General features: G+C 35.9%; 15 protein-coding genes and 1 tRNA gene. 5 read left to right on the top strand and 11 right to left on the bottom strand.

All coding sequences use genetic code 11. The features are described from left to right. Positions 1-94: 94 nt before the first annotated feature. Entirely contained in the window at positions 95-679 is a 585-nt protein-coding gene (locus HHU12_RS12985) for a biotin/lipoyl-containing protein (RefSeq protein WP_169657175.1), read from the bottom strand. 172 nt (positions 680-851) lie between these two features. On the opposite strand from HHU12_RS12985, the gene HHU12_RS12980 reads away from it, so the two are divergent. Beyond that, the gene (locus tag HHU12_RS12980; RefSeq protein WP_169657174.1) at positions 852-1,919 is read left to right on the top strand and encodes a DUF4241 domain-containing protein; all 1,068 of its coding nucleotides are present in this window, start codon (positions 852-854) and stop codon (positions 1,917-1,919) included. Positions 1,920-2,037: 118 nt separating this feature from the next. On the opposite strand, the gene HHU12_RS12975 is transcribed toward HHU12_RS12980, so the two are convergent. From HHU12_RS12975 to HHU12_RS12955, 5 genes are all read right to left on the bottom strand, one after another. Next, a tRNA-Ser gene (locus HHU12_RS12975) sits at positions 2,038-2,122 on the bottom strand. Between the two features lie 169 nt (positions 2,123-2,291). Then, positions 2,292-2,831: a DUF7691 family protein gene (locus HHU12_RS12970; RefSeq protein ID WP_169657173.1), complete on the bottom strand. Its 540-nt coding sequence runs from the start codon at positions 2,829-2,831 to the stop codon at positions 2,292-2,294. A 168-nt stretch (positions 2,832-2,999) separates the two neighbouring features. Next, complete coding sequence (locus tag HHU12_RS12965; RefSeq protein ID WP_169657172.1) at positions 3,000-3,839, bottom strand: phosphatidate cytidylyltransferase; 840 nt, start codon at positions 3,837-3,839, stop codon at positions 3,000-3,002. After that, positions 3,823-4,032 (bottom strand): putative signal transducing protein, encoded by a 210-nt coding sequence (locus tag HHU12_RS12960; RefSeq protein WP_169657171.1) that lies wholly within the window; start codon positions 4,030-4,032, stop codon positions 3,823-3,825. The genes HHU12_RS12965 and HHU12_RS12960 overlap by 17 nt, the downstream gene beginning before the upstream one ends. A gap of 62 nt (positions 4,033-4,094) precedes the next feature. After that, the gene (locus HHU12_RS12955) at positions 4,095-5,024 is read right to left on the bottom strand and encodes a CPBP family intramembrane glutamic endopeptidase (protein ID WP_169657170.1); all 930 of its coding nucleotides are present in this window, start codon (positions 5,022-5,024) and stop codon (positions 4,095-4,097) included. A gap of 215 nt (positions 5,025-5,239) precedes the next feature. On the opposite strand from HHU12_RS12955, the gene dusB reads away from it, so the two are divergent. Then, a complete protein-coding gene (gene dusB, locus HHU12_RS12950; RefSeq protein ID WP_169657169.1) occupies positions 5,240-6,232 on the top strand; it encodes a tRNA dihydrouridine synthase DusB in 993 nt (330 codons plus the stop codon). A 222-nt stretch (positions 6,233-6,454) separates the two neighbouring features. Continuing rightward, entirely contained in the window at positions 6,455-6,919 is a 465-nt protein-coding gene (locus HHU12_RS12945; RefSeq protein ID WP_169657168.1) for a YHS domain-containing (seleno)protein, read from the top strand. A gap of 58 nt (positions 6,920-6,977) precedes the next feature. Here the strand turns inward: HHU12_RS12945 and HHU12_RS12940 are convergent, their stop codons facing one another. The 4 genes from HHU12_RS12940 to HHU12_RS35820 form a co-directional block, all read right to left on the bottom strand. Next, positions 6,978-7,955, bottom strand: coding sequence for a deoxyhypusine synthase family protein (locus HHU12_RS12940; RefSeq protein WP_169657167.1), 978 nt, complete (start codon positions 7,953-7,955; stop codon positions 6,978-6,980). Then, entirely contained in the window at positions 7,945-8,799 is an 855-nt protein-coding gene (speB, locus tag HHU12_RS12935; RefSeq protein ID WP_169657166.1) for an agmatinase, read from the bottom strand. The genes HHU12_RS12940 and speB overlap by 11 nt, the downstream gene beginning before the upstream one ends. A gap of 3 nt (positions 8,800-8,802) precedes the next feature. Continuing rightward, positions 8,803-10,230 carry a type III PLP-dependent enzyme domain-containing protein gene (locus tag HHU12_RS12930; protein ID WP_169657165.1) on the bottom strand — a complete coding sequence of 476 codons (1,428 nt, stop codon included), beginning with the start codon at positions 10,228-10,230 and terminating at the stop codon, positions 8,803-8,805. A 121-nt stretch (positions 10,231-10,351) separates the two neighbouring features. Continuing rightward, the gene (locus HHU12_RS35820) at positions 10,352-11,134 is read right to left on the bottom strand and encodes an AraC family transcriptional regulator (protein ID WP_394353199.1); all 783 of its coding nucleotides are present in this window, start codon (positions 11,132-11,134) and stop codon (positions 10,352-10,354) included. Between the two features lie 244 nt (positions 11,135-11,378). Here HHU12_RS35820 and HHU12_RS12920 point away from each other — a divergent pair, with 244 nt between their 5' ends. Both HHU12_RS12920 and HHU12_RS12915 read left to right on the top strand, forming a co-directional pair. After that, positions 11,379-13,253, top strand: a complete 1,875-nt coding sequence (locus tag HHU12_RS12920) for a beta-L-arabinofuranosidase domain-containing protein (protein ID WP_169657163.1) — start codon at positions 11,379-11,381, stop codon at positions 13,251-13,253. A 72-nt stretch (positions 13,254-13,325) separates the two neighbouring features. Further along, positions 13,326-14,948 (top strand): sulfatase family protein, encoded by a 1,623-nt coding sequence (locus HHU12_RS12915; protein ID WP_169657162.1) that lies wholly within the window; start codon positions 13,326-13,328, stop codon positions 14,946-14,948. A 78-nt stretch (positions 14,949-15,026) separates the two neighbouring features. Here the strand turns inward: HHU12_RS12915 and HHU12_RS12910 are convergent, their stop codons facing one another. After that, positions 15,027-17,207 (bottom strand): S9 family peptidase, encoded by a 2,181-nt coding sequence (locus HHU12_RS12910; RefSeq protein ID WP_169657161.1) that lies wholly within the window; start codon positions 17,205-17,207, stop codon positions 15,027-15,029. Positions 17,208-17,322 lie beyond the last annotated feature (115 nt).

Below are 17,322 nucleotides of genomic sequence, written 5' to 3'. Positions count from 1 at the left end.
TAAGTACTATTCAGCGATGGGATTTTGATACAATCACCTAAACCAAACAGTAATATTGTATCTCTCTTGATCAGTTATATAACAGGCAACGTTTCTATTTATATTTCAATATTGGAGCTCCCACTTTTACCTCTTTATTGATAGTTAAGGCTTTAATTACACCCTCACGTTCAGCCACAATCTCAAAAGTAGCTTTATCAGATTCAACTTCTACCAAAACATCATTAATATTGACATGGTCACCTTCTTTCACATGCCATTTTGTGATAGTGACTTTGTCGATATCAGGACTTAATGCAGGAATACGGACAAGGTCTTCTTCATTCTCTTTTTTACGATTAGGATTATAGATAACCATAATGATATCATTGACCAAAACTTCTTTCTTGGGATTTAGATAAGTGACTTCACCAGCTTCATAATTTTCTAATTCCATTGTCGCTTTGTCGGTTTCCACGTCAGCAAGGATGTCTCCCACTTTCACAATGTCACCAAGTTTCACATGCCATTTAGAAATAATGGCTGATTTCATATCATCCATCATTTTTGGCATTATAACCGCCTCACTGTCTTCAGGAATATCCACTTCAGTCATTTGAAGGTTTTGCCCATTAGGTTTTATGCTAGGTGCAGTTTCTTTAGAAGAAGAACTAAAGAATTGAAGTAGTTTGCTTAACATTTGTGGTAATTCAAAATTTTTGTCCTAGTACTTATTTAATATACAGAAGTAATATAACGAACTTTTTTATTAGTAATAACAGGTAACTTTAAAATCATCATAAACTATTCGCTAAAGCGTATTGGCTTTATCTTTGAACATCATTAATTGAGCAAATTATATGTCATAAATTATGGATAAGAGAATAGCAGCTTCTCCAGAAGCTAGAGTGAAACTTTTCACGGAACACTGGTACAAACAGTGGAAAACCATTTCAGATAATCATCAAAAGAATGATAAAAAAGATTTTGATTTTGAGGTTTGGAGAGAAATGGTCAATGAGGTTGATAAATCACATTTTCTTGAAAACTGTGGATCAGAGACACAGGGATCTTTTACTCATTCACAACCTCGTATACATAAAGATTTTACAGAAATATTGGATGTAAAAATAAAAGAAGGTGAGGCCGATGTTATTACAAAGACGGAATATGAAACAAGGTATTCAGATAGTTTTCTTTTTTTTAAGCTAAAACTCATAGATAATAATTGGTTGATTCAGTCTATAGATGTACATGCAAACCATCCTCATACTCTGATGGTTTCGGATCAACATCAACAAGAAATATTCTCCAAGTGTTCAGAGAGTGCTCCCTTTCTAAAAGTTATAGATCAACTTGACCTAAATGAGAATATACTTTTCCAGCATGGAAGAAAAGTGGAAACCAAAAGGTTTGGAGAAGGTGTAACAGAAATTAATACAGTAGGTAATTTGAACCTGCAAACAGGTGTCATGTCGATATTAGATATTGGTTATGATTTTAAAGATTTTGAACCCTTACATATTAAAGTAAAACCGGGTCAATACAAAGTAGAATCGTTAACCGCATTTGGTAAAAGTATAGGCGTACGAGTGTTATTTTCAGATGAAAAGGCAGTGAAGTGGTATGCGGCAAACACATTGAATGGCTATGGTATTTATACAGTTGATGCTGGAAATTTAGCTATTTTCGATGCAGGAGATTTAACGAAACTCACTTTTGCACAAAAAGAGTATGAGTTTAATAAATGGTCAAGAGTTGGAGGAACGCAATTGATCACATTAGAGAATAAAAATGACTGTGTTATTACTGATGGTGATGGAGATGGTTCTTATCCGGCACTTTGGGGAGTCAATGAAAACGAAGAAATAGTTTCTTTATGTATCGATTTTATCATTTTAGTTGAAGAAAATGAAAATGAAGTCTTGTATTCTGTCTAGAAAGTAGAATTATATATAGCATTTGTAATCAAATACCACTTATTCAAGGTGGTATTTTTTTATTAAAATTTGGGCATAAAAAAAGCATCAAACCTTTCGATTTGATGCTCTGTGTTTGCAGAGAGTGAGGGATTCGAACCCCCGGTACCTCGCGGTACAATGGTTTTCAAGACCACCGCATTCGACCACTCTGCCAACTCTCTATGTGCTATCTTTGTGTGATAGCGGGTGCAAATATGTAGGTTTATTTTTAAACTGGCAAATGTTTTTGAAATAAATTTTCAATAAAAATATTAAAATGCTGTAATATAGTATTTTAAAAATGTGGTGATTTCTATTTTCAGCCTCAAAATGTCTTTTTTACTGTGATTTTTAGTAATAGTATAAAACCAGATCCTGATTTTTTTCTCGAGCTAACTCTACCCATTTTATAAATTGCAGGATTTGATCTTCCTCATATTCGCTATTTTTCATGGAATTGAGAGCGGTGTTGAAATGAGCTCTTTCGATAGTAAAAACAACGGGGAAATCATCAGGAGCGGGAATGTTGATTTTATTTTCGCTGTCGATGGTGTACATCTTAAATTCATTGAAATTGAAAAGGGGATCAATGCTGGTAGGATACCAATTGGAGTTATCACATGGAAAGCCAAGTATTTTGATAAGACTTTCGAGTATGTACCAATGCTTCGCACCGCTGTAAACTTCCTTTGATGCTTTACCCTCTAAAAATTCGGTTAAGATATTAATTGCTTTCTCCCACCCATCTTCTATTTCGAGGTTCTCATCAATCCTCTTAAGGTCATAGGAAGCTTTCTGAATCAAGTCTTTTTTGACTCCCTCATCATTTACTCCATAGCATGTTTTGATGTACCCTAAGTCGATTCTATAGGGCATTATTCCATATCCCATATTGTAGATTCTATAGTTATTAAAATAAAAGTAAGTACTAAACAGAACTTCACTTGAATACAGTAAAAAGATACACAAAAAAAAGCATCAAACCGAAACGATTTGATGCTCTTTGAATCAGAATACAACCTTTTCATATACTGATTTTATTTCCTTTAGATTGGGATCTTAAAGATTTGGAGGGAATAACTTCAAGAACGCCGCAATAAACGGTGCTGAAAGAAGTAAACCATCAAATCTATCTAAGAAACCACCATGACCTGGCAGTGTTTTTCCTGAATCTTTTATACTCATTGATCTCTTGAAAAGGGATTCAACAAGATCACCGTAAGTACCTGTTACAACAATAATGATAGCGATTGTCACCCATCTCCAAGCTTCAAGTGAAGTGAAGAAATGAGAGAAAATCAAACTGACTGTTACGCCAAGTGCTGCACCGCCAATACTACCTTCCCAGGTTTTCTTTGGAGAAACTCTTTCAAAAAGCTTTCTGCGCCCGAATGTTTTACCAGAGAAGTAGGCTCCTGAATCATTGGCCCATAAAATAAGCATGGCACCTATAAGTATTTCATAATGATATTTTGTATCAAAAAATACATACGCATGAATCAGTGAATAAGGTACGGCTACGTACATTACGCCCAAAAAGGTATAGGCTAAGTTCTTAAATGGTTTGTCGTCTTTTTTATTGTATAGCTTAATAAGGTATGCGGAAGAAAAACCGAGAAACACCAGATAAAGCCATTTTGTTTCAATTAAATCTAATTCAATAAAAAATGTAAGGCAGTAAATCAGAATCCCTAAGCAAGTACCATAAGTACGAAGCGGTAAGTGTGCTTCCAAACGTAGTAGTTGATAAAACTCCAGAATGGTAGCTACACTGATAAATAAAAATAAAATAAAATAGGTCCAAACTCCGTAGTAGATGGCGCCAAGCATACCAACGCCCCCTAAAAATCCAACGATAACACGTTGAGTGAGTTCAGAACTCTTATTCAAATTGAACATCTTGTTTAATAATTTGTGTTGCCTGCTCAGCAACAGATTTCTCAACATAAACTTCTCTATAACCGAAGTTATTGTAAGAAGAATCTCTTTTGTCTAAAATAACGGCATTTATACCTCTGTCTTCTAGTGTTTCTTTCACGATTTCTGCTTGATATAGCTTTTCAGTGGTAAACACCTTTTCCCAATTATCCATGTTATTGTTTATTGAATTTCAGGTTTATGTATTAGAACAGTATTTACTGTTTTTTTATTCTACTACTTTTGATTTAAAGACAATTTATCATCTCGTTTCTTATAGAAATATAAAAAAGCAAAGGCAAAAATTGTAGATAGTATTACAATATACCATTCCGGAGCTTCCGTTGAAAATGGATCAGCCATTTCTTTTAATATTTCCTCTTTATTTACATAAACACTGATCACAGTGATGGCATTATTGGTAATATGGGCTAACATAGCTGGGTACAAACTTCTACCTGACCACAAAAATAAGTAACCTAGCAATACTCCCAAGAACATTCTTACAAAGAAACCATAAAATTGCATGTGAATGGCAGAAAAAATAAAAGCAGACACCCAAATTGCCACATGAGCGTTTCTAAACATCCCTTCTAAGTACCCTTGAATATAGCCTCTGAACAAAAGTTCTTCGCCAATACCTGCTAAAATTGCGATGACAAAAAAGCCTACTATAAACTCAGGGAAACTTTGAAAGTCTACAAGAAAGATGGTCAGCTTTGCCAAATGTAATTCAGTGGCTTTGAATGAGGCTTCCAGTTCATGTAATGCGGCAGGAAATTCAATATTCTGATTCCAAACAAGTAATGCTGATCCTAATGGAAGAAAAGCAGAAATGACGATTACACTGAGTGGGATTTGACTTTTTTCTGGTAAACAACTGCGAAGTTTCTTTGTAAATGACGGATCATATAAATATCCGTAAAATAATGGTCCTAAAATAAAGGTGAAAAGTGCCGAAATTCCTTGAACGGTCAGTAATACCATTCTGTTATTTTGTTGTGCTAGTTGATTAAATACTTCTTGTGTGTCAAAGCTATAATAAGGTAACAAGACACCCACTATGACAGCTTGCCCCACAAATGCGGCCATGATCACAAAAAGAAGAAGTAAAAGAAATTTTTTAAAGAAATATCCAGGATTTTGTGCTTGAATATGGTCTGTCATGTTCTTTTATTACATTTGTACTTTAAAACAAATAAGGCCTAATATTCCTAATAGTTGTTATGAATTGACTCATAATTAGGAATTTAGGAACCTAAAGTGTTTTAATAGAGTTCACTAATGATAGCAAAGATACACTTCTTTTAATAAGTGTAGTAATCGCACGATTGGAATCAGGAAGTTCATACTTTGCAAAACGTATTAAAAGCTATAGAAAAGTGGTTAAAATAGGGGATTTAGAAATAAAAGATTTTCCATTATTGTTAGCACCAATGGAAGATGTGAGTGACCCTCCTTTCAGAGCGGTTTGTAAGGAAAACGGTGCAGACTTAATGTACACAGAATTTATTTCTGCAGAGGGGTTAATTCGCGATGCGGTAAAAAGCCGTCAGAAATTAGACATCTACGATTATGAACGCCCGATTGGTATTCAGATTTTCGGTGAGAAAATTGAATCGATGAGAGAAGCGGCGGCCATTGCGGAAGAGGCAAATCCGGAAATTATTGATATCAACTATGGCTGTCCAGTAAAAAAAGTGGCAGGTAGAGGTGCAGGTGCTGGTATCCTTTTGGATATCGACAAAATGCAAAAAATGACGGAGGAGATAGTGAAGCAAGTCAAAAAGCCCGTAACTGTAAAAACACGTTTGGGTTGGGATCATGACAATATCCGTATTTTAGAAGTTGCGAAAAGACTTCAAGATGTGGGTGTGCAAGCATTGACAATTCACGGCCGTACTCGTCAGCAGATGTACAAAGGAGTAGCGGATTGGAACCCGATTGCTGAGGTGAAAGCTCACCCGGATATTCACATTCCAATTTTCGGAAACGGTGATATTGACTCTCCTCAAAAAGCGGTTGAATACAAAGAGAAATATGGTATCGATGGAATCATGATCGGTAGAGCCTCTATCGGTTATCCTTGGATTTTCAGAGAAATCAAACATTATATGGAAACAGGAGAAATCCTTGCTCCTCCTTCAATTCAAGAGAGAATTGATACTGTAAAACGTCACCTTAATTTCTCAGTAGAGTGGAAAGGAGACAAAACAGGTATCTTCGAAATGAGAAGACATTACACTACTTATTTCAAAGGTGTACAGCATTTCAAGCCTTTCAGAACACAACTTGTTGAGGCGATGACGCACGATGAGGTTATGAATATTCTTTCAGAGGTAGAAGAAGCTTTTGATAAGCAAGTGATTTATTAGTCGAGTACTGATATATATATATTCAAAGAAGAGCAGAATTCGTTTTGCTCTTCTTTTTTGTGTTTTAGGTTGACAATTTTCCATAATTGTTGAGTTATGAATCAACAGTGTTATTCTTTTGTGAACAACTTTTCACTTTCATTTGTAGTATAAGTAGATAAATCAAAAAGTTATCAACATTCGTGTTGGTATCTAATATTTCGCTCAAAATAATTAACTGCTATGAAATTGAATTGTAAAGCACTGTTCGTATTTTTTTGTTTTTTCACGATTAGCCAACTGAGTTATTCACAATCTACACAAGATTTAAACCTTTCAAAAGGAAAATTGGCGGTTGGTGGTTATGATGTTGTGAGTTATTTCGATACAAAAGCGATAGAAGGTGAAAAAGAATTCACAGCCGAGTATAATGGGGCAGAATATCGTTTTATTTCACAAAAACATGTTGATAAGTTTTTAGCAAATCCTGAAAAGTATGTTCCAGCTTACGGTGGGTGGTGTGCATATGCAATGGCAGATAAAGGAGAAAAAGTGAGTGTGGATTATGAAACCTTCGTTGTGCAAAATGGCCGTTTGATGCTTTTCTACAATAAGTTCTTTTCAAACACGAAGGACTATTGGCATGAGGAAGGACCGAATCAATTAGAAAAGAAGGCGGATGCGAATTGGAATAAAATTGTGAATTAAAAAAATACTCCTCCATCATAATTTTAGATGATGAAGGAGTATTAAGTTTTAGAATAAATTACCAACCTAAAATGTAAGCAAACATCAGAGGAGCAACGATACTCGCATCTGATTCTACAATGAATTTAGGTGATTTGGTATCGAGTTTACCCCAAGTGATTTTTTCATTGGGAACGGCTCCCGAGTAAGAACCATAAGAAGTGGTGGAATCTGAAATCTGACAGAAATAACTCCAGAACGGTGTATCTGTTCTTTCCAAATCTTGATAAAGCATTGGTACTACGCAAATAGGGAAATCACCGGCAATACCACCACCAATTTGATAAAAACCAATTCCAAGGTCAGTAGCATTTTCAGTATACCAATCCGCCAAGAAAGTCATGTATTCAATTCCTGATTTCATGGTGGAAGTTTTCAATTCACCCTTAATACAATAAGAGGCGAAAATATTTCCTAAGGTAGAATCTTCCCATCCTGGAACTACAATAGGCAAGTTCTTTTTGGCGGCCGCCAGCATCCAACTATTTTTAGGATCAATCTCATAATATTGCTCCAAAACACCTGACAGTAATAATTTATAAAGGAATTCATGCGGGAAATAACGTTCTCCTTTTTCTTCTGCCTCTTTCCATATTTGGAAAATATGCTCTTGTATTCTTCTAAATGCCTCTTCCTCAGGAATACAAGTATCTGTGACTCTGTTCAAACCTCTTTCCTGTAAATTCCACTCATCCTCTGGAGTAAGATCTCTGTAATTGGGCACTCTTTCATAATGATTGTGTGCTACAAGGTTCATCACATCTTCCTCTAGGTTGGCACCTGTACAAGAAATGATCTGCACTTTATCCTGTCGGATCATTTCAGCAAAAGATCGACCGAGTTCGGCAGTTGACATGGCTCCAGCGAGGGAAACCAACATTTTTTTCCCATCACTGATATGTTTGACATAGGCTTCAGAAGCATCGATTAAAGTAGCGGCATTGAAATGCTTGTAGTGGGCAAGCATGAATTCGGTTACTGGTCCTTTATTTCCCATTGAATTTAAATTTATAGCTTAACAATTTATAGTAGAGTTTGGCGACCAAGAAATCAGGACCTTTGAGGCCTTTGATTGGAGCCAATTCAACGATATCAAAACCCACCACATTTTTTTGCTCAAAAACTTTTCTTAAATATTGAATGGTAGGGTTCCAAAGTAAACCTCCTGGTTCAGGAGTACCGGTAGAAGGCATAATCGAAGGATCAAACGCATCAAGATCAATCGTGATAAAAACATCATCCGTCAATTGATCAATAGATTTTTGCATCCAATCAGTCGTGCCGTAAATCTCTTCAGCAAAATATGTTTTCTCTTTATTAAGGTATTTCATTTCAGAAATGTCCATACTTCTGATGCCCACTTGAATCAGATTTGTATTCAGACTAGCATCATAAACAGCACATGCATGATTATAAGGCGTACCTAAATAAGAGGGGCGTAGATCCGTATGGGCATCTAATTGTAATACCGTCAGGTTGTCAAACTTTTCATAGAAAGCCTTTATAATTCCAATACTAATGGAATGTTCACCACCGAAGAAAGTCAGAAACTTATCCGCCTTTAAAAGCTCTGTTGTGCTTTCATAGATGGCCTTAAAAACCGCTTCGGGAGTGCTTTTTTCAGTGATGGGATCAAGAATATGAACACCTTCATGATAGACTTCAGAGTCCGTTTCTATGTCATAAAGCTCCATATTTTCCAAGGCATCAAGAAAAGGAGCAAAGGATTTGTCAGCCCCTTTTCCCCATGTGCTTGTACCGTCATAAGGAATGGATTGCAACCATACTTTTGCCGTGTCTTTTTGGCAAAATTCATCTTCTAAACCTGCAAAATTTGGCATAAGCTATTCCGTTTCGTTTGTTCCTTTATACCCTAATAAATGGAACATGTCTTCCACAGATTGCTCGTTTCTATAGACATAATCCACAATATTTCCTTTCTCATCCCTGTCAATAATCACATGTTTTGGTGAAGGAATAAGGCAGTGTTTGATTCCACCATAACCAGAAATAGCATCTTGGTAGGCACCTGTATGGAAGAAGCCCAAGTAAAGCGGTTCTTCATCTTCCTCGCTGTATTCAGGCAAGAGTACTTCTTGATTTAAGTCTTCCGAATTATAATAATCTGAATGATCACAAGAAATACCACCAATAATGACTTTTCTGTATCGATTTTGCCATTTGTTGATTGGAAGAAGGATAAATTTTTCATGAATTGACCAGGCATCCGGGATCGTATTCATCAAACTATTATTGATAATGTACCAGCATTCCGTATCATTTTGATGTTTTTGGTCAAGGACTTGAAAAATAATAGCCCCACTTTCACCTACAGTAAATTTTCCGAACTCCGTAAATAAATGTGGATCAGGAATATTATGTTCAGTACAAGTTTCTTTGATAGTAGAAACGATATTATTGATGATTTCATCATAATTGTACTCAAATCCAAGATTATTTCGGATGGGTAGACCACCTCCAATATTAAAAGAATCCAAAGATTCAGAAACCTCCTTCAGTTTGACATACGTAAACAAAGCATTCTGAAACTCTCTCCAATAATAGAGGGTGTCCTTCACGCCGGAGTCTACAAAGAAGTGCATCATTTTGAGTTGAATATTCTCTAATGGATTGACTTCATTCTGTACAAAATCAACAATTTCATTACTCGGAATTCCAAGTCTGGAAGTATTGTAAGGGGAACCCGGTTCGCCGTTGATGGCGATTCGAACACCAATATTAAAGGTTTGATCAGACTCACTAACGAGGTTTAATAAACGCTGTAATTCATTTTTGCCATCTAGAATAATGGTGATATTAGAGAACCCTGATTCTTGGAGCTCAATGATTTTTTTGAGGTAATTATCCGTCTTATAGCCGTTGCAAAGGATCTGTCTTTCTTTGTCTACTTTCCCTTCAGCATGTAAACTTTGGATCAGGTTGATGTCAAATGTGGAAGAAGTTTCGAGATTTACATTAAATTTTAAAGCTTCAGACACCACATGTGAGAAGTGATTACATTTGGTCACGTAACAGTAATTATAACTTCCGTTATACCCATGCCTTTTTCTGGCTCTGTTAAACAAGTTTCGAGCTTTTTTTATCTGTTCTCCAATTTTTGGTAAATAGAAAAATCGGAAAGGGGTGCCGTACTTATCTATTAAATGTTTCAGGCTGATTCCATGAAAAGCCAAAGAATCCTGTTTCAGATCAAAACCTTCTTGAGGAAAGTAATAGGTCTGATCAATCAAATCAAAGTACTTATTTTTCATCCAGTAATTAGAAAATAGTTAGTTAAATATTATCTGAGCATGTTGTAATGTTCATTTCATAATATACTGAATTTTAACATGTTTAAGGATGATTTGTTTTAGGTTGAGAAGAAAAAAGTTTTTATGTTAACGAAATATTCTTAGAAAATTCTGATGGAGAAACTCCTTTGATTTTTTTGAAAGTACGATTAAATTGACTGATACTGTCAAACCCCACTTCATAGGCAATTTGACTTTTTGTAAGGGTAGAGTTTTTAAGCAAATGACAAGCTTGTTCAATTCTGAATTGATGTAAGTAGGTTACAAAACTGATTCCTTTCGCTTGTTTGAACCATCTGCAAAAAGAGGTTTTTGTCATATTGACTTTTGTAGATAAAGTATCTAATTCAATTTGCTGTTGGTAATGCTCGAAAATGAAACGGTGGATAATATCCAGTCTTTCATTACCAATGATCTGCTGTTCGCTGTTTTTCATCATTGGAATGAGTTCAGCATTATACTGTCCTAATTGATGTATTAAATCCAGTAAAATCAAGAGCTGTTTTGGATTGCTTCCCGCTTGAAAAAGAGAAATGCAATTCAACTTTAGTTTAGTTTTGAGAGCTGTAAAATTAAGACCGCTTCCATTTTGGTCAAGTAAGTCCAGAAGGCTTTTGATCTCAGGTATTTGATTGAGCTTTTGCGTGTCAATTTGTATAACATAAGCTTCCACTTTTTCTACTTCTTTGGAAGAAACCCACTGATGCGGAACATTGGGGGCCACCCAAATAAAATCTCCCTCTTCAAAAGTACTCACTTCATCACCTACAAATCGTAAACCTCTTCCTTTTGTAATATAGGTGAGTTCCACTTCCGGGTGATAATGCCAATAGGCCGTGAAGGCTTGCTGTTCCACTTTAAAGATTTTAAAAGAGGCGGAAGATTGCTCAGTATATTCTCTTTTTGCTTTGATATTAGATTATATTTTCCTTGAAAATTAATGAATTATAATATAATGACAATATATGCATAGTAATTGAAAAAATATACAAAGTTTGATGCTGTTTTGTACATTACTTTTGAGTATTGAAAAATCTAAGATGTACAATATGAAGAACTTATACTTAACCCTTCCCATTCTAGTATTTCTTTTAAACGGATGTCATGAAATGAAAAAGACCAATTCAACAATCAAAACAGTGCAGTTTGGAGATGTTCATCCTGAAGGATGGATCAAACAGCAGATGGAGTATGACCTGAAAGATGGATTTGTAGGACACTTAGACGAACTTGTTCCTGATTTAATCCTAGAAGATGATATTTACGGCAAAGATCGTTTAACCAAAAAAGTAAAATCAAAAGACGTAGGAGCAGTTAACTCAGAAGGTGATTGGAATGTGCAGTTTCTGTGGTGGAACTCAGAAACTCAATCCAATTGGTGGGACGGTTATATAAGAAATGCTTTATTAACTGGCGATAAAGAAGCAATTGCTAAAGTAGTGAAGTATGTCAATGAGAAATTGGCTACACAAGATTCTGATGGATATATAGGTGTTTACGCAGATGATTTACGCTATGATCATAACACTGAAAATGGTGAATTATGGGCACAAGCTTCATTATTCAGAGGGTTGTTGGCTTATTATGAAGCAACGGATGATCAAAAAGTGTTAGTGGCGGTGGTCAAAGCAGTAGATGTGACAATGCAAGCGTACCCTATTGGAAAATCGACTCCTTTTAAAACGGTAAAACCTTTTGCTGGAGTAGGTCATGGACTGACATTTACGGATGTTTGTGATCAATTATTTGATATCACAGGAGAACAAAAATATTTAGATTTTGCCAAATTCTTATTGGATGATTATAACCTTCATCAAATGGCGGAAGAGGATATTTTACTGAAAAATCTGGCGGATAAAAATTATAAATTTAAAGGTCACGGGGTACATACTTATGAACACTTGAGAAGTTTGACTTTAGTGGCCTATACATCGGATGATCCAAAATACAAAGAAGGTTTACAGCATTATTTAGAGAAGCTGAAGGATGTAGTCAGTGTAAGTGGTGGCCCTATTGGCGATGAATGGATTTTCGGCAGACATGCTGATGCAGATAGCACAGGTTATGAATATTGCTCATTGCAGGAACTACTAGATAGTTATGCAGTGTTGAATAAATTTGATCATAACAGTGCATGGGGCGATAAAATAGAGTGGTTGCTGTTCAATGCGGCGCAAGGAGCAAGACATCCGCACCATTCTTCTATCGCTTATTGTAAGAGTGATAATTCTTATTCGATGTGCGGTCATATCAATGATCATGAATGTAAAGAATCGAAAGAAAACCGTTTTAAATATTCTCCAGTTCATAAAGATATAGCAGTTTGTTGTGCTCCGAATGCCGGAAGAATCTATCCTTATTTTATTCAAAATATGTGGCAGACGGATGGTAATACGTTGTTCTTGGATTTATACGGTCCGTCAATTTTCACTTCAATTGTCAATGGAAAGAAAGTGAAAGTTCAGCAAGTCACTAACTATCCTGCTTCAGATCAGGTGGAGTTGAAAGTAGCAGGAAATACTGCTTTTGATTTAGCATTAAGAGTACCGCAGTGGGCAGAGCGATTTGAAGTAAACGGAAAAGAATTTTCAGCTAATAATAGAGGATATGTAATTATCCCTAGTGGTGTGGACAAGTCCTCTATTACTATAAAAATGGGCTTTTCACCTGAAATCCATCAAGAGTCACAAGGGAAATATATTTCTTATGGACCATTATTATTTGCTTTACCTTTGGAAGGAACGGCAGAAGATGTGAAAGTATGGAAAGGTGATTTCAAAGATCAGAAATATGCTTACACTCAAGATGAGAAAGCCACTTATAAATTAGTTTCTAATGCATCCATTAAAGTCAATCAAGAAGAGGGAAGTAACCCTTTTGAAAGTGTTGCTTTGGAAGTGGAATTTAAGAATGATAAAGGAGAGAAGGTAAGTGAAATGATGAAGCCTTTAGGGGCAACTGTATTAAGAAAATCAGTATTTTAGAATTGAAATGAATAGAGAGGGCATGTTTGGCATTTTGTCAAGCATGCTCAACATATAACTACGAAATAAGAAATGAAAAATATTACGACCCTTATCATCACTCTTTCATTGAGTACCCTGTTGTTTTCTTGTCAGGAAAAGAAAGTGGAAGAGAAAACAAAACGACCCAATATCATTTATATAATGTCTGATGATCACGCTTATCAGGCTATCAGTGCTTATGACACTTCATTGATTCATACGCCCAACATTGACAGATTGGCCCATGAAGGGATGCGGTTTGATCATGCTTATGTTTCTAACTCTATTTGTTCACCAAGTAGAGCGGTGACTTTGACAGGGAAAATGAGTCATTTCAACTCGGTAAAAGATAATTTAGATGTATTTGATTCTACACAAATCACTTATCCGAAAATCTTACAGAATGCGGGATACGAAACGGCTATTGTGGGGAAATGGCATTTGAAATCTCAGCCAACAGGTTTTGATTATTGGGAAGTGTTGCCGGATCAAGGAGATTATTATCAGCCTGACTTCAGAACACCAAATGGAATGATCAACGAAAAAGGCTATGTAACGGATATTATCACTGATAAAGCCATTGCTTATCTAGACAAAAGAAAAAAGAATGAAGAGCCGTTTATGTTGATGGTGCATCATAAAGCACCTCACCGTGAATGGATGGTGGCCATGGAGCACCTTCAAGCTTTTAAAGATCAGAAAATAAAACAACCTGCCACTTTGTTTGATGATTATAAAGGCAGGGGAAAAGCGGCGCAAGAGGCTGAAATGAGAATTTCAGATCATATGGGATTGACCAATGATACTAAAGTTGAACCCGAAATAAGAGATGCCAAAGGTTTCAAGCCTTTTATGGGATGGTATGATTTCGCCTATTCCAAGAACTTGAAAAGAATGACAGCTGAAGAAAAGGCTAAATGGGAGGAAGTGTATGGTCCCATTAATGAAGATTTTAAAAACAGTGATTTAAAAGGAAAAGAATTGACGGCTTGGAAATACCAACGTTATATGGAAGATTATCTTGGGACATTGGTGAGTGTAGATGAAAATGTGGGCCGTCTGTTGGATTATTTAGATCAAACGGGTTTAGCTGAAAATACAATTGTCGTTTATACTTCAGATCAAGGTTTTTACTTAGGTGAACATGGCTGGTTTGACAAAAGGTTTATGTACGAGCAGTCTTTCAGAACACCATTGATGGTAAGATGGCCAGGACATATTAAAGCTGGGTCAGTCAATAAAGATTTAGTACAGAATATTGATTACGCTCCAAGCTTCTTAGAAGCAGCAGGTGTGGAAATACCAACAGATATGCAAGGAGCTTCATTGCTTCCATTGATGGAACAGAAGAAAACCGACTGGAGGGATGCTTTATATTATCATTATTATGAATATCCGGGCATTCACGGCGTAAAGCGTCATTACGGTATCAAAACAAAACGTTACAAGCTGATTCATTTTTATTATGATGTGGATGAATGGGAATTGTATGATTTGGAAAAAGATCCTGATGAAATGCAAAATGTGTATACTGATCCTTCTTACGCTGAGGTAAAGGAGACATTGCATCAGAAATTGAAGGATTTAAGAAAGCAATACGGAGACTCTGATCAATTGACGCAAGAGATGCTGAAAGCAGATTTGAAGCGATTGGAGGAATTGGGGTTGAATTAAAATTGAAAACCAACATGACAAAAAATCCCATTGAAAAAACATATTTCAATGGGATTTTTCATTTAGTCAAAGAATGACTTATAGATTATTTTCAACAAATTCAGTCATTTGTTGGTATAAGTGAAGTCTTGTATTTCCACCATAGATACCGTGGTTTCTATTCGGGTAGTAGAACTCACGGAATTGTTTTCCAGCTTGAATTAAAGCATTTGACAAGTCGAATGAGTTTTGAACGTGAACGTTATCATCACCCGTACCGTGTATCAAGAAGAACTTACCTTTTAGTTTGTTCACGTGCTGAATAGGAGAGTTATCATCGTATCCAGAAGGGTTTAATTGAGGTGTTTTCAAGAAACGCTCTGTGTAAATAGTGTCATAGTATCTCCATGTTGTAACAGGAGCAACGGCGATGGCCATTTTGAATTGATCCGCACCTGTAAACAAACATAACGATGACATATAACCACCAAAACTCCATCCCCAGATACCAATTCTATTAGCATCAACGTAGTTTTGTTTTCCTAACCATTTTGCAGTTTGGATTTGATCAATCGCTTCCAATTTACCCAATTGAGCGTAAGTAGCATGTTTGAAATCTCTACCTCTCGAACCTGTACCGCGAGGGTCAACCACAGCCACGATATATCCTTTTTGCGTTAGCATTTGATGCCAAGCAAAGTTACCGCCACCCCAAGAGTTAGCCACTTGATTTGAACCAGGGCCTGAGTATTGGAACATTAAAACAGGATATTTTTTGTTTTCATCAAAATCAGCAGGTTTCAACATATAACCGAAAAGCTCTACATTGTCTTCTGTTGTGAAAGTGAAATGCTCTTTTTTCACAAAACCGTAGCTCTCAATCAACGTTTTAAAGTCAGCATTATCCTCTAAAACTTTTACTAACTGATTTTTCTTTGTCTTGAATAAAGAAGTAGATGAAACCTCTTCAGAGTTACTGTGCTTCGCAATGTAGTAGCTGAAGTCATTACTCATATTAACATGAGTCTGACCGCTTTTAGTAGAAAGTTTTACTTTCTTTTTACCATAAATATCGATAGAGTAGAAGTCTCTGTCTAATGGTGCTACTTCATTTGAAACATAATAAAGAACCGCTTTTTTACTGTTTTCATCAATGCCTACAAGCTCGCTTACTTCCCAGTCTCCAGAAGTGATTTGACGAACTTGAGTACCATCAGTATTGTATAAGTAAATGTGCTTATAACCACTCATCTCTGAAGTGTAGATGAAGTGTTTTCCGTCTTTCAAATAAGTAAGGTTGTCACAGTAATCCATGTCAACATACGTCTTACTTTCTTCTGTCAAGATCACTTTACTGTTACCTGTAGAAGCATCAGCATGTAAGATTTCTAATTTATTTTGAAGGCGGTTCATTCTGATAATAGACACTGTGTTAGCATCCGTAGTCCATTTTACTCTAGGAATATAGATATCTGTCTCCGTTCCGATATCTAATTTTGTGTGCTTGTTGCCGTTTTCAAGGTCAACTACTGCCACAGCCACCACTGAGTTTTTCTCTCCTGCTTTAGGATATTTGAAGCGGTAATCATTAGGGTAAAGGCCACCCCAAAGTTGCATATTGTATTCTGGTACCTCTGTTTCATTAAAGATTTGGTAAGCAATTTTACGGCTGTCAGGCGACCAGAAAAATGCTTTAGCAAAAGAGAATTCCTCTTCGTAAACCCAGTCCGCTGAACCGTTGATGATATGATTGAATTTACCGTCAGTGGTTAATTGTGTTTCTTTCATGTCTGAAAGATTCACTACAAAAAGGTTATTTTCTCTTACGAAAGCTACCTTTTTACCATCAGGTGAGAAAGTAGCATAAGATTGTTTACCCTTTGAAGATAACTTAGTAACTACCTTTGATTCAAAATTGTAAACGAAATATTCTGCCTTAAAAGAACGACGATAGATTGATTCTCTTTCCGTCATCAGTAAGATTTGACTCTCATCTGCTGAGAAAGAATAACCGCCGATTTTAATTTCAGGTGATAATGCACTTCCGTCAAGAATAGTTTCCACTTCTTTTCCGGTAGTCACATCATTTTTAATGATTTTGTTGTCTTTCAGTTTTGTGTAGAACTGTCCTGCTTTCATCCAGCGAACAGCATTGACAGATTGAGGATAGAACTTATAGTCCCTCCAGATGTCTTCAAGTGATATTTGTTTGTTTTGCGCATGTGCAGATAGGAAAAGCACACACAAGAATCCGATTAATAATGATAATCGTTTTTTCATATTAAAAGATTGTTGATGGAAGTAAAAATTAGATAATTATTAATGCTTGAATTGAGCTTAGAATAGGTTCTCTACTTTTTTGATCAAGCATCGAACGTATTCTCCATAAAATTAT

Source organism: Flammeovirga aprica JL-4, from assembly GCF_012844305.1.
In the GTDB taxonomy this organism is placed as follows: Bacteria; Bacteroidota; Bacteroidia; order Cytophagales; family Flammeovirgaceae; genus Flammeovirga; species Flammeovirga aprica.
The sequence above is the reverse complement of the archived record's forward strand: the minus strand, read 5'-3'. Positions and strand labels throughout refer to the sequence as shown.